Source organism: Coprococcus sp. HCN-4056 (genome assembly GCF_037892645.1).
GTDB lineage: Bacteria > Bacillota > Clostridia > Lachnospirales > Lachnospiraceae > Coprococcus > Coprococcus ammoniilyticus.
Genome location: NZ_JBBKBL010000005.1, coordinates 324,868 through 338,678 on the forward strand (window position 1 = coordinate 324,868; position 13,811 = coordinate 338,678).

At 42.5% G+C, this 13,811-nt stretch carries 9 protein-coding genes and 1 pseudogene; 2 read left to right on the top strand and 8 right to left on the bottom strand.

What is annotated here, in order from left to right; genetic code table 11:
• Nucleotides 1-82: 82 nt before the first annotated feature.
• Together WKT03_RS09965 and WKT03_RS09970 are read right to left on the bottom strand one after the other, a co-directional pair.
• Nucleotides 83-2,221 (bottom strand): HelD family protein, encoded by a 2,139-nt coding sequence (locus tag WKT03_RS09965; RefSeq protein ID WP_340391771.1) that lies wholly within the window; start codon nt 2,219-2,221, stop codon nt 83-85.
• 54 nt (nt 2,222-2,275) lie between these two features.
• Nucleotides 2,276-4,891 (bottom strand): S8 family serine peptidase, encoded by a 2,616-nt coding sequence (locus WKT03_RS09970; RefSeq protein WP_340391772.1) that lies wholly within the window; start codon nt 4,889-4,891, stop codon nt 2,276-2,278.
• Nucleotides 4,892-5,156: 265 nt separating this feature from the next.
• On the opposite strand from WKT03_RS09970, the gene WKT03_RS09975 reads away from it, so the two are divergent.
• Nucleotides 5,157-5,672 (top strand): hypothetical protein, encoded by a 516-nt coding sequence (locus WKT03_RS09975; RefSeq protein WP_340391773.1) that lies wholly within the window; start codon nt 5,157-5,159, stop codon nt 5,670-5,672.
• 99 nt (nt 5,673-5,771) lie between these two features.
• A pseudogene (locus WKT03_RS09980) lies at nt 5,772-6,191 on the top strand (FKBP-type peptidyl-prolyl cis-trans isomerase); the annotation flags it as partial.
• A 561-nt stretch (nt 6,192-6,752) separates the two neighbouring features.
• Here the strand turns inward: WKT03_RS09980 and WKT03_RS09985 are convergent.
• From WKT03_RS09985 to sdaAB, 6 genes are all read right to left on the bottom strand, one after another.
• Nucleotides 6,753-8,078 carry a uracil-xanthine permease family protein gene (locus tag WKT03_RS09985; RefSeq protein WP_117823217.1) on the bottom strand — a complete coding sequence of 442 codons (1,326 nt, stop codon included), beginning with the start codon at nt 8,076-8,078 and terminating at the stop codon, nt 6,753-6,755.
• Between the two features lie 245 nt (nt 8,079-8,323).
• Nucleotides 8,324-10,579, bottom strand: coding sequence for an FtsX-like permease family protein (locus WKT03_RS09990; protein WP_340391779.1), 2,256 nt, complete (start codon nt 10,577-10,579; stop codon nt 8,324-8,326).
• 36 nt (nt 10,580-10,615) lie between these two features.
• Complete coding sequence (locus tag WKT03_RS09995; RefSeq protein WP_008400229.1) at nt 10,616-11,326, bottom strand: ABC transporter ATP-binding protein; 711 nt, start codon at nt 11,324-11,326, stop codon at nt 10,616-10,618.
• Between the two features lie 255 nt (nt 11,327-11,581).
• Nucleotides 11,582-12,121, bottom strand: a complete 540-nt coding sequence (locus tag WKT03_RS10000; protein WP_117785211.1) for a histidine phosphatase family protein — start codon at nt 12,119-12,121, stop codon at nt 11,582-11,584.
• A 109-nt stretch (nt 12,122-12,230) separates the two neighbouring features.
• Nucleotides 12,231-13,094: an L-serine ammonia-lyase, iron-sulfur-dependent, subunit alpha gene (gene sdaAA / locus WKT03_RS10005; RefSeq protein ID WP_340391783.1), complete on the bottom strand. Its 864-nt coding sequence runs from the start codon at nt 13,092-13,094 to the stop codon at nt 12,231-12,233.
• Between the two features lie 15 nt (nt 13,095-13,109).
• Entirely contained in the window at nt 13,110-13,772 is a 663-nt protein-coding gene (sdaAB, locus tag WKT03_RS10010; RefSeq protein ID WP_117785209.1) for an L-serine ammonia-lyase, iron-sulfur-dependent subunit beta, read from the bottom strand.
• Between the last annotated feature and the right edge of the window lie 39 nt (nt 13,773-13,811).

Below are 13,811 nucleotides of genomic sequence, written 5' to 3' on the forward strand. Positions count from 1 at the left end.
AAAGACCATCCAAAATGATATTTTCAAGTATTTTATCTTAATAATGTATATTTATAGCAGTTCAAACTTGAAATAATCAAGTTTAATTTGTAACATTGATCACATATAACTGGTGCAGTGCTCTTGTACAGGAAATGTAAAATGCGTGCCGGCTGATCCGGTTTTCCATCACATCCTGTTCATTGATAACAAATACTGCATCGAATTCCATACCCTTTGCAAGAAACTTCGGAAGAACAACCACACCGCCATTATAGACGGTCGACTGGTTCGTAAGATATGTCACCTGCTCATATTCTTCCAGTTCTTTATACATGGCAAATGCACGTTCTTCATCATCACAGAGAATTGCCACATTATCAAAATCATCCAGTTCTCCATAATCAAGCTTCTCTGCGATAAATCCGGCAGCGTCCTCTATGCTCTCTGCCTGCTCCGTCACCGGCTCCATGCCATGGCGGTTGAGTGGATGGGCTTCCCCCTCGTCTGACGCCCGGTCTGCTTCCAGAATCCTGTTACAGAATTCTGTGATCTCACAGGTTGAACGATATGCAGTATCCAGAGTCTTGATCTGGCAGCCGCCTGTTCCTCCATGCGGCACAAATACCGTCTGCAATACATCCAGCACCGTTTCCTCCGGATTATAATAAAGCACCTGCAGGCTGTCTCCCAGTATCGTCTTCCTACATTTAAAGATGCGATCCAATACTGCATACTGGAATATATTGTAATCCTGCATCTCATCGATCACGAGATGCTTGATATTGTCATAGGACTTGCATCCATAGAAATAAATTTGCAGATAAAAGACCGCCAGAATATCTTCATAGCATATCTTGCCATATTCATTCCGGTATTGTTCGATGCCCGGATGCTGTTCAGCCTGACTGTTAAGAAAGTCCTGATATAATTCGATCAGGTTGCGCTCCGCATACTGATAGATCATCTCTTTTGTGATCTGGTTCTCCATCTTCTGATGCTTCTCATCCGTAAATGCCTGATCCTGTTCATCCTCTACCCGGTCTGCTATAAAATATGCGATCTTCTCAAAACGTTCATAGACCGGATATCTGGCAAAACGATTATAGAACATCTTCTCAATCTGATCCTTTGTAAATTCTGTTTTCTCAAAATGGAAATCTTTAAACTTAATATTTGCCGTATACTCTTCCAGATATTTGTTAAATGCCTGATAGAACGCAATCGATGATTTCCATGCAATATTCTTCATCTCCGGACTTTCCATATCGGGATGTGTCGTGATCCGGTCTGCCTGTTCCAGCTTTGTCTCATAATCACAGTCCACAAACAGGATTTCCTCCATCAGAGAATCAAATTCCTTCTCCGGTACATTATCCTCGCCGACCTCCGGCAGCACACCGGCAATATAATCGCCAAAGATTCCATTTGGCGACAGGATCATAACATTGTCTGCCGACATCGTCTTACGATTGTTGAATAACAGCCACGCCAGTCTGTGCATCGCAACTACTGTCTTACCACTTCCTGCCCGTCCATCCACAATAAGATTATAAGCTGTCTTATTACGGATCAATGCATTCTGTCCTTTCTGGATCGTTGCAACTACGGATTTCATCTTCGTTCCGCTGTTCTTTCCCAGTGCATCAAGCAGGATCATATCATTGATCTTCTCATCGGTATCGACTGCATTATGCAGTCTTCCATTGCTGATATCAAATTGCTTCTTCTCTACGATCTTTCCAAAATATTCTTTATCGGGTGCCTGATAGGATGCCTCGCCCTTCTCATAATCATAATACATCGATGCGATCGGAGCACGCCAGTCATAGACTTTCTGATCCTGTTCTTCCATCGACCAGTAGCCGTTTGTTCCGATATAGACCGGAAGAACCTGTCCATCCTCCTGATACTCAAATGCGATCTTTCCAAAATACGGACTCTCGATCTGGTGCGCCAGTACATCTACCTGCTTTGCCGCATGTTCGATAAAAAATGTATCGTTATTTACATTGTTCATGTTCTGCAGGAATTCCTCATCGTCCATATCTCCGTGGCTGTCACGCATATATTTCTTCTGTGCTTTGATCGCCTGATTCCGGTAGTCGATGCTCTCCTGTGTGGTCTGAAGATCACACTGCAGCTCATTTTCTACTTCTTCAAAATATTCCTGTTCTTCTTCCGGCGTTGTCTCTCTATATGCTTCCTGAACCTGTTTCTTGTCCATTTTCTTTCCTTTCAAAACAGACATCATCCAAAATCAAATCCACCTGACTTCAAATGATGCCTGTACATTTTACTTCTTTATAATTGTGATTCTTTTTGCTGCACAGCTCTGTGCACTGCCGCTTACTGCCTTTACCGTATATACATAGCGATAACCGGATCTTGCCGTCTTATCTTTCCAGTAAAGATCCGTTGTTGTTCCAATCTGTTTCATGGAGCCTTTTTCTTCCTGTCTATATATCTTATACTTCTTTGCTCCTTTGATTGATTTCCATTTTACTGCAACACCATAGCTGCGTTCTTTTACCGATATTGCCGGTCTGGTCAGTCTCCGGGTTACTACTGCGTCGCTGTAAGCACCAAAAGATATGCCCTTTCTAGCCCGGATTCTATATGCATACCATGTGCCTGATTTTGCAGATGTATCTACATAAGTCAATGTGTCTCCGGAATTGACATCTCCGATTCTCTGCCATTTTCCTTTATATGTTCTGCGATAGATCCGATAGCCCTCTGCTCCCGGTACGCTGTCCCAGGTCAAAGACAAGCCGCTCTTCTGGTTTGCTACCGTTTTCAGTTCTGCTGCTGCAAGCCGGATCGTATATGAACATTCGATCTTTCCGGTATAATTTCCGGTTCCGGTCACAACACAGGTTGCACTTCCTACTTTTTTAGCATTTCTGTATGTTACCGTATAATCTTCTTTATTCAATCCGGCAACTGCCACGGACGGCTTACAGCTCTTACCTGCATACTGATATACTTTCTTTGACAGTGTTGCTGTAAGACCGGATATGTCCTTCGGTGTTACAGTCAGTGTATAACTTGCCAATGTCGTTTTATATGCTGCATCTGCTCCGACCGTTGCAGTGATCGTGCAGCTTCCCACACCCTTTATCGAAATATAGCCTTTTTCATCTGCTTCCGCAATTCTGGTATTAGATGACTGGTATGTCACTTTTCCCTCTGAATTGGTCGTAACTTTATACCGATATGCCTTGCTTCCATATTCTCTGGTAATTGTCTGCCTGGAAAATGCAGTCTGCGATTCCGGCTTTTCATTTCCATTTTCATCATAATCTGTATACTGGACCTTCAGACCTGACTGATCAAAATAATCATGAAGATTAACATAGCCCCAGCCATATTGTGGATCCCAGCCATAGGTTCCCTTATCAACGGCATATTTCTTAAGTACCTTCTTCACGCCCTTGTAGTTCAGTGATGGCTGGATCATCTTCACATATGCCACCGCCGCTGTTATATGTGGCGTTGCCATAGAGGTACCGGACATCTTCTGATACTTGCCCTTCAGATATGTTGATACAACACTGGTTCCCGGTGCGCAGAAATCAACAGTATCTCCATAGTTGGAATAGCTGGCTGCAAAATTCTCATTGCTGTTCATCGCAGTTACCGTTATTACATTTCCTCTGTTTGCAGGGTAAGTTGTGCTGACATCCGTTGCATAATTACCGGCTGCACAGCAGACAACCGTTCCAGATGCCTCTGCCTTCTTTAATACATCCTTTAATAATGTAGAATATTTCCAGAATAATCCTGTCCATCCAAGGCTCATATTTACTACATCTGCCTTTTGGGATACCGCATATTGTAATGCGCTCCGGATTGCAAGATTTGACGATTTACCTGCATCATCAAAGGTTTTAAGGATCATCAGTTTTACATTTTCCGGTGTATTATCTGCAATGATACCGGCTACATGGGTTCCGTGTCCATTTCCATCCGTATATGCCTTATTTCTACTTACTTTATCTTTTCCCTGAAAACAATAACTATGCTTGGTATCTATTCTGCCCTTAAAAATCTTATTCGTTGCATCCAGACCTGTATCAATAATGGCAACTGTCACTTCCTGATTGATCACATAATAATCGTATTCTGCTTTCAGATAGCCAAATCCCATCACGCTGCCGCCCCAGGACAGGGAATTATGGTCTTCAATGTCCGGAACATCTGCAAGAATATCACTATCTACCACCTGATCGATAAAACAATGATCCGTACCATAAGCATCCGTCAACTCATAATAAGCATATTCCGTATCCGCAGTTGTATCAAATTGCAGCACATATTCATTATAATCTCCATAATGAAGGATCTCGGATGCACCATAGCTGTCTGTAAGCTGCGCTCCATCCGTCAATACCATCAGACGCTTTAACTGATATTTGTCATTGGAGTCTGTACTTCCATCGGATCCTGGTTCTGTTGTTTCTGTATCCGGTACTGTGTAGTCCTGATCCCAGTTATCATTGATCAGTTCTACCACATCAGAAGCATCTTTCGCTTCCTTCACCGGAACCCCGGCAATATATTCTACCGGATCCCGATTCTCCGCACTCTCATCCTGTATATCCTGATCACAGATCTCCATTGCTTCGTCCGTCTGCTCTGTCGTATCACTCAGCCCGGCAACCGTATAATCTTTCCCATTGATCTGTACTGTACGATCCCGCCGTTCTTTCGAAGCAAGCTCACTCATATCATATGTATGAATCGTTGTATCTGTCTGTCCTGTACCGGTTCTATTGGCATCGTGCAGGCTGTCCCAGGAAAAAACCGTGCTCGCTAATACAGCCGCCATCCCTATGCAAATGCCGGCTTTTTTATAATTCTTCTTTTTCCTATAAAACTGCTTTTCTCGTTTCTGTCTATTGTTCATTTCTTTTCTCGTTTCATCATATCACTTATGTTTGAATCCAATTTTCCTTTTTATTTTAAACCATCTTGCTGATAACTTCTATAGTTAATTTTCAGGTTCTGCTAATATATTTACCGCAAATATATTTATGTGTCTTTTTTTGTACATCGTTTTTTGTATCCTCTATATAACAAATACCTGTATATATTAACCACAATTCCGTTTTTCTTATTTTTCTCTATAGACAAACGGTAGGTTGATCACATTTTCGATCGGAGGGATTCATATGTCACATTCAAATTCTAATTCGGGAGGATGCCTCCCAGGCATCATTATTTTTCTTATTATCTGTTACATCATCGGTGCTGTCAGTGACAGCGGAAAGCATACCTGCTATTATATCGGATGCGACCGGGAAGTGGATAAAAGCGAAACCTACTGCTGGTACCACAAAGATTACGGTCACCGTAAGTCCTATAATGTTACAACACAGGCAACGACTGAATCCAATTATCATAAACAGTCCTCTTCATATAAAACAAAGAAAAAAGCCACATATAAACCGGAACCAAATACAACCGAAAAACCAACAGCATCCGGTTATAATAAACATTCCGGTTCTTCATCCCGTTATTCTACGGCAACTGAAGCTGCTCATTCCCAGGATGTTTACGACTCCTATGATGATGGATATGATGACGTATATGACAATATGGGAGATTACGATGAAGATCGATATGATGAAGATGACGATTATCGGGACGGTGTAGACGATGCCATTGATGAATTTGGTTACTACTAAAATCTTCAGGATATCGTTTTCATGAACATTTTATAGTCATTCCTCTGATTTCATGTTAGAATAAGACATTCAATGAAATCGGAGGAATTTTTTATGAGTAACGAAGGCAAGAAATGTACGGTTCACTATACAGGAACATTTAACGATGGAACAAAATTTGATTCATCTTATGACCGTGGTGAACCGATCGACTTTGTATGCGGTGCAGGCATGATGATCAAGGGCTTTGACGAAGCTGTTAAGGGCATGGCGATCGGTGATATCATCGATGTACACCTTATGCCGGAAGAAGCATACGGCATGCCAGATCCCGACAATATCTTAACTGTTGAGATCAGCCAGCTTCCCGGTGCTGAAGATCTGGAAATTGACCAGAAGGTATTCCTGTCAAATCCAGCCGGACAGTCTTTCCCTGTTAAGGTAACCGCCAAGGATGATACTACGATCACCTTTGACGCAAACCATGAGATGGCAGGCAAAGAACTGAACTTCAAGATTGAACTTCTGGATGTAGAATAAACAGAAAAAAATTATGTACACCTGATATAAAATCTCCCAGACGTTCCGGATATGATATACTACGAATTTCTACTCGTCACACGCATCTATTCGCTCATGCTCCTGTGCCAACTCGCCTTTCAGGCTCAAACAGGCACCCGCATTCGCTGATAGCGTGTTTCTCGCAACAAAATTCTCGTATCTATCATATCCGGAACGTCTGGGAGATTTTTTTTACCAAGTGTACATAATTTTCTCCTGCCATACATTTTTCCAACTCATCCATATACCGCACCATCCTTTCAATTATCGTTGTTCCAAGTATACCACATTATATCCTCTAACATCTTCTCAACCTACATAAGCCTGAATCCAGCTTGTAATACAAAACTGCCATATTAAGACCTCAAGCGAGGATTTCGTTATGAAATGCATATACCAGCAAATGTGGATGCCTGTCTGAGCCCAAAGGGCGAGTTGGCACAGGAACATTTGCGAATCAGGTATATGCAGTTCATCGAAACCACAGCGTGTCTTAATATGGCAGTTTTGTATTACATGCCAATTCAGGCTTTATTCATTTTACTCGTCGAATTCGTAGTCTTTGCCCGGAAGGATTGCGTTTAAAGCAATTCCAAGGATAGCTGCGATAGCAAGTGATGTTAATGTGATAGATGTTCCTGCAACTGTGAAGGTAATACCATTACCGAATCCAAGTCCGCTGACAAGGATAACAGCAGCAACGATCAGGTTACGCGACTTTGTGAAATCCACCTTGTTCTCAACAACATTACGAACACCGATAGCTGAGATCATTCCATACAGCATGAAGCTGACACCACCGATGATCGATGCAGGAAGTGAACCAATACACTCAGCAACCTTTGGTGAAAAGCTGAGAAGGATCGCATATACAGCAGCCAGACGTACGACTCTTGGATCGTATACACGGCTAAGCTCAAGAACACCGGTATTCTCACCGTATGTTGTATTTGCAGGGCCGCCGAATGCAGCAGCAAATGCTGTAGCAAGGCCATCACCGATCAGAGTTCTGTGAAGTCCCGGATCCTTGATGAAATTATTACCTGTTGTAGCTGAGATTGCTGAGATATCTCCGATATGCTCCATCATAGTTGCAAGAGCGATAGGTGCCATTACAAGGATGGAAGTAATATTGAATTTACAAAGCTGAAATGGAGGAAGATCCACCCATCCGGCATCCTTTACTGCCTTAAATGTGAAGATCGCAGATCCGTCCGGATTGTGAACACCACATTTGAAAAGAATAAATGCAACTACATATGAGATCACAACACCCATAAGAATCGGAATGATCTTGAACATTCCTTTGCCCCAGATATTAAAGATTACAATAACTGCAAATGCGATAATTGCAAGAATCCAGTTTGTCTTTGCATTATTTACGGCTGATGGCGCAAGACTCAGGCCGATACAGATAATGATCGGACCGGTAACAACAGGTGGGAGGAAACGCATAACACGTTTTACGCCAACCAGTTTTACAACCAGCGCAAGAACCAGATACAACGCACCTGCTACTACGATACCGCCACATGCATAAGGTAATTTCTCACCCATAGACATATCTTTGAAGATTCCGGTATCAAGATTTGCGACTGTATTAAAGCCTCCTAAGAAAGCAAATGAGGAACCCAAAAATGCAGGCACCTTTAATTTTGTACATAAATGGAAGAATAATGTTCCGATTCCGGCACAGATCAGTGTAACCTGAATGGATAAGCCCTCTCCATTAAAATAAGTATTTACCAGAATCGGTACTAAAATAGTTGCACCAAACATGGCAAACATGTGCTGCAAACCTAACAGCAACATTTTCGGGACACCCAGTTCCCTTGCATCATAAATCGCTTCTTTTTTCTGATTCATAATAATCTCCCTTCTTCTATTGTACCTGTTTTACTGTGATCCTATCGATTGAAATGCACGCCTTCTTTCGACAAAACCTCCAGCACACCATCTTTACGATGATAACATAAGAAGGGAGATTTGTGAACTGCAAATCTCCCTGTTTTTTATAAATTTGTTATATTTGTAAAAACTTTCGATATTAAAAGTTTTTAGGTCGTTTTTTATTTCAGATCATTCAATTTTGAACATTATGGCCAAATGACTTATTCAACATTTTTCAACGCCTCATCCATCGGGATCCGTTTGATCCTTTTTACCTGGAAGACAGCGATGATTCCATAGGCTGCCATTGCCAGGATAAAGATCGCAGGATAAATATACGGAGCAATATAGATCGTCATCCATCCACTGATCGCTTCCTTCATCATCACATAATAGATCCCGGAGATCGCCACCTGTGAGAGAATGATTCCGAGGATGACACACACTGCCATCACCCAGGTTGTTGCAGACAGGTACAGCTTGTTGATCTCTTTGTTCTCATATCCAAGGATCTTTACCATGGATATTGATATGGTATTCCTCTCAATGATCAGCTTTGTAAGCAGATAAACCATCAGCATGAACATCGCCAGTGCGAATACCTCAAACATATAAAACATCTGGCCCATGGAACGATCAAGCTGTCTTGATACCTTTGTCAGATCTTCCTCTGTGACGACTGTCGCGATCAGCTTCTCATCAATATCAGTCAGCTTCTCATTTGAGAAATATCCGGAGAAATATCCCTCTTCGACATCGAACATTTCCCGATATGTCTTCTCATTCATAAATACTGCCAGTGCCGCAGGATATGTGCACACACCGGAAACCTTTATCTTATAAGAATCGGATGAATATTCCTTATCCAGCGTGATCGTATCCCCGTTTTTCAGTTTATATTTGTCACGAAGTCCGTCAGAGATCAGCATTTCTCCATCTGCAGGCTGTACCTTGGAATACTTGCTGTCATCCGAGATACCATAGACCATGACTTCTTCATCTCTTATATCTGTTTTATAGATCAGGGAAGTTACCAAGTATTTCTCTGCATCCTTGTTCTCTGTTTCCACAGGCATTTTCAAAACGTACTGATAATCCGCAAGCATGTTGTCCAGTGTTTCATCCTGATAGTGTTTTAAAAGCGGCGACATCATCATTCCGAACATCAGCAAAACGATCGCAAATGTTACTCCGATAAACAATACGATATAGCTTGGCAGATTCTGCAGGATCACACGTATACGGAATCTGGTAAAGAAACGGAAATGTGGCAGCTTGACCGCTTTCTTTCTCTTTGACTTTGAAAGATCCCGTCTGATAAACCGAAGCGGTGACATACGGAGCTTCGAATAGATCATCCATGCTGTTATGACAAGCATCAGCACGATCGGAATAACCGTCGTCTTTACAAATGCTTCCGCATTCCATTTTGTCACATATTTTGTCAGACTGTAACTGCCATAATACATCGCCACGCAGACATTTTTAAATACTGTATATCCCAGAACATTTCCGATTACAGCTGCTACAAATGTAACCAGGATCGGAAGAGAAATGTAATGCGCCAGTAATTCTCCTCTTGTGTAACCAGATGCCCGAAGCGTACCGATCGTGCCGGCTTCCTTTACGATCGTATTGTTGATCGTAATCGCAAAGATAAATGCCATGATCACGATTATAATATAAAGCAGTGTTTCCACCATTATCGAATCACCACCCATATCCTCTCCGGTAAAATTAATTGCCTGATTCGTATATCTTGGAATAAACTTCTCCACTTCTCCATACTGACTGATCACCTTTGCAAGATCATCGGATACATCCTTCTCCGCTTTCTCATCTTCAGGTTCATCGTCATAGATCCAGGCATAAGAATAATGCATCAGCCCTTTGTCAAAGCTTTCAAACCGTTCATCCGTTACGATCGCAACACCAAACAACACGGAATCAAACATCGTATCATTATTATTCTGGAACAAAGCGCTGTAATCAGATAATGCTACAAAGCCCGATACCTTATATGTCTGCCCATCAACCGACAGATCCTCTCCTACCTTGATCCCATTATTTTCCGCATACATACGGTCAATTGCAATCTCATCTTCTGCCGCAGGGAACGCTCCCTCCATCAGACAGACCTTATCCACATCTGTACGATTCTTAAAAATACGGAGTATGCTTTCATCCCCATCTTTTTTTACAATTTTCTCATAGTAATAATTCTCATACAGCTTTACCCCCTCATCTTCAATCGCTCTCTTCGCCTCGGATGATGCTTCATCCTTGTACTCAAAATTACCATTCTCGATATTATACTTATCAAAGCTCTCATCATATGTAGCGATCATACTCTTACCGGCTACCAGAAAGCCGGACACAAAACCAATACTCAAGATCATAAACAGGAAAATAACCAGATACTTTCCAAGATCGGCAGCCAGCTCCTTCGGCAGCCGTTTCCATAATGGATTCTTCATATTATAAATTCTCCTTTTCTCTCTGCCACTTCTGTATTACCAGTCAAGCTCCATTGCAGGAACCTTTACATCATTTACTATATTCTTACGGATCATTCCATCACGCAGCTTGATCACACGGTCAGCCATATTCTTGATCGCATCATTATGTGTAACCATGATAACGGTATTTCCATATTTCTGATTTACATCCTCGATCAGCTTCAGGATCTCCTTCGAGGTCTTATAATCAAGTGCACCTGTCGGTTCATCACAAAGCAGGATATCCGGATTCTTAACAATAGCCCTTCCGATCGATGTTCTCTGCTGCTGTCCACCGGACAACTGATTCGGAAGCTTATGTCTGTGCTCATATAAACCAAGCGTCTTTAAGATATCATCGACATCGAGCGGTGAATCACTCAAATATGCACCAACCTCTACATTTTCCTTTACGTTCAGATTCGGAATCAGATTATACATCTGGAATACATACCCAAGATGCTTTCTTCTGTACTGTGTCAGTGTCTTCTCATCCATATCAACTGTTTTTTCCCCATTGATCGCTATATAACCACTGTCGGCATTATCGATTCCGCCTATGATATTCAGTAACGTAGACTTACCGGAGCCGGATGGTCCAAGCAAAACACAGATTTCTCCCTTCGTCACTGTAAAATCCAGTCCTCTTAATACCTCTGTCCGGTTCTCCCCTGATCCGAAGCTCTTTTTCAGACCACTGATCTGTAAAAAATTCTGATTTTCCATTTAATTGTTCCTCCTTTTTAACTCGTCTAACAATATTCTTTCAAACGCTGTGTAATTATTTATTCTCTTCTCTGAACATTTGATTATTTGTTCATATGATTAATAACACATGTATAAGTCTTTGTCAACCCTTTATCTGTTTTTAGTTAGTTTCTTCTAACATTATACTGTCAAATTTCTGTTTTTGTATACAAAAAGCCGGTACTTATTGATAAAAAATATCAACAAGTACCGGCTTTTTACCGGATGACTCATTTAAAAGTTATATTCTCGGATCTCGCAGTTCTTAATCCCGAAATGCGCGAATTCTTCATTTGTCATATCATAGAAATATGACTGTACGATTCTTGAAATTCCATTATGTGCAACCAGCAGATATGTCTTATGATCGGACTCCGCCTTTACATCATCTAACAGATTATAGACACGCTGGCACAGATGCATCATCGTCTCTCCGCCATCATAATGATCGAGGAAATGGGATTTTGCTTCCATGAATTCTTCCCCATTTCTAGGTGTTGATTCAAACCGTCCAAAGTTCTGTTCCTTTAATCTCGGCTCCATCCGCATCGGAATTCCTGTCATTTCCGATATATGTCTGGCAGTCTCTGCTGCACGAACAAGCGGTGAATATAATATCTCATCGATCCCCGGCTGTTCCTCCGCCAGCTTTCTTCCAAGCTCCTCTGCCTGTTGATGTCCAAGCTCTGTAAGTTCAATATCAGTTGCACCGCATATCTTATTCTCCACGTTCCAGATCGTCTGTCCGTGTCTTGTAAAAAATACTTTTCCCATGTTGTCTCCTTATTCTTATACTATAGAATTGGATTATATATACTATAATTTCACACCGGCTGTCAACGTTATTCCATAGGATTTCACAGGCTCATTCATGTAAGAACCTCTACAGACGTTCAGCAACCGCCATTCCGGTGGCGGTGGCTGCGAGTCCGCCTTTTCCGGTCTCTCGGAGATCCTTATGCATCAGGTCGCCGATTTCCCGCATCGCATCGATTACCTCGTCTGCAGGAATAGCACTTTCAATCCCTGCCAATGCCATATCAACAGCGCACAGCGCATTCATGGCACCGGAAGCATTCCGCTTCACACATGGCACTTCTACTAAGCCCGCTACCGGATCACATACCAGTCCAAGCAGACTCTTTAATGCCATTGCTGCTGCCTGTGTGATCAGATGACTGCTGCCGCTTTTTAACCATGCAAGTGCGCCCGCCGCCATAGCCGATGATGCTCCGATCTCTGCCTGACAGCCTCCTCTTGCGCCTGATATGCTTGCCCGTCTTGCAATCACATCACCGATTCCCGCTGCCACAAATAAAGCCTTCACCATATCATTTTCCGAAGTATTCGTCATTCTTTCATATGTGATCAATATCGCAGGCACAACACCACAGGAGCCTGCCGTCGGTGCTGCAACGATCCGCTTCATACAGGCATTGCTCTCCGCCATCTTGATTGCCCTTGCCATGACTGCCCCGCCAAATTCACCACACATGCATTTGTGTGTTGCAGCATAATCTGCCATCCTCTTACCATTTTTTCCGGACAGACCACTATGTGACGTCAGTGTATCGTCATAAGTTTCATCCGCCTCCTTCATCGCGCGGTACATCTGTGTCATCCGGTTTACGATATCCATTTCCGGCTGTTGCGAATCCCTTGCTTCTTCGCGGATCACCGCTTCCCAGAACTCACATATATTCTCCTTCATATAATTATCTATTTCTGCCAAAGATGAAAATGCCATTCTTTCTCTTCCTTTCTATTCCTTCAAACTCAGATATGTTACCTTAAGGATTCCTTCCAGATGCTCCAACCATTTTAATGATTCTTTCGGAACCTCCTGATCACACTCTAAAACCATGACCGCATGTCCGCCCGGACAGGCACGATAGAGCTGCATGGTCGCAATATTGATGGATTTGTGACCGAGCATAGATGTAACCTCCGTCACATGTCCCGGCTGATCTAAGTTGTGTACGATCAGTGTCGGATAATCTCCACTGAAATTCGCATCCAGTCCATCGATCTTACAAATGCGGATTCGTCCGCCACCAACCGATTCCGCTACAATATCAAGCTCTCTGCCACTTTCACCTGTCATATGAAGTGCGACTGTATTCGGATTTGCATGTGCAAGCTTTGCTTCATAAAAGGAGAATTCCATACCTGCCTCTTTTGCCAGTTCAAAGCTCTGCGGCACTCGGATATCATCCGGCTTCATTCCGAGAAGTCCGGCGACCAGTGCTTTATCCGTTCCATGACCTTTTCCTGTCGCCAGAAACGATCCGTATAACCCGATCTCTACCTTTCGGATGGGTTCATCCATCAGCTTATAACAGATATATCCAATCCTTACTGCACCTGCCGTATGCGAGCTGGACGGTCCGACCATGACCGGACCTACAATATCAAAAATACTCATTCTGCCACCTTCCTGTTAATAGAAAAGACCACCGATATC

What these genes read in the sequence shown, in the direction of transcription:
- WKT03_RS09995 (WP_008400229.1), bottom strand. Translation starts at nt 11,326, where the DNA reads ATGGAAAATCAGAATTTTTTACAGATCAGTGGTCTGAAAAAGAGCTTC.
- WKT03_RS10000 (WP_117785211.1), bottom strand. Translation starts at nt 12,121, where the DNA reads ATGGGAAAAGTATTTTTTACAAGACACGGACAGACGATCTGGAACGTG.
- sdaAA (WP_340391783.1), bottom strand. Translation starts at nt 13,094, where the DNA reads ATGGCATTTTCATCTTTGGCAGAAATAGATAATTATATGAAGGAGAAT.
- sdaAB (WP_117785209.1), bottom strand. Translation starts at nt 13,772, where the DNA reads ATGAGTATTTTTGATATTGTAGGTCCGGTCATGGTCGGACCGTCCAGC.
- WKT03_RS09990 (WP_340391779.1), bottom strand. Translation starts at nt 10,579, where the DNA reads ATGAAGAATCCATTATGGAAACGGCTGCCGAAGGAGCTGGCTGCCGAT.
- WKT03_RS09970 (WP_340391772.1), bottom strand. Translation starts at nt 4,891, where the DNA reads ATGAACAATAGACAGAAACGAGAAAAGCAGTTTTATAGGAAAAAGAAG.
- WKT03_RS09985 (WP_117823217.1), bottom strand. Translation starts at nt 8,078, where the DNA reads ATGAATCAGAAAAAAGAAGCGATTTATGATGCAAGGGAACTGGGTGTC.
- WKT03_RS09975 (WP_340391773.1), top strand. Translation starts at nt 5,157, where the DNA reads ATGTCACATTCAAATTCTAATTCGGGAGGATGCCTCCCAGGCATCATT.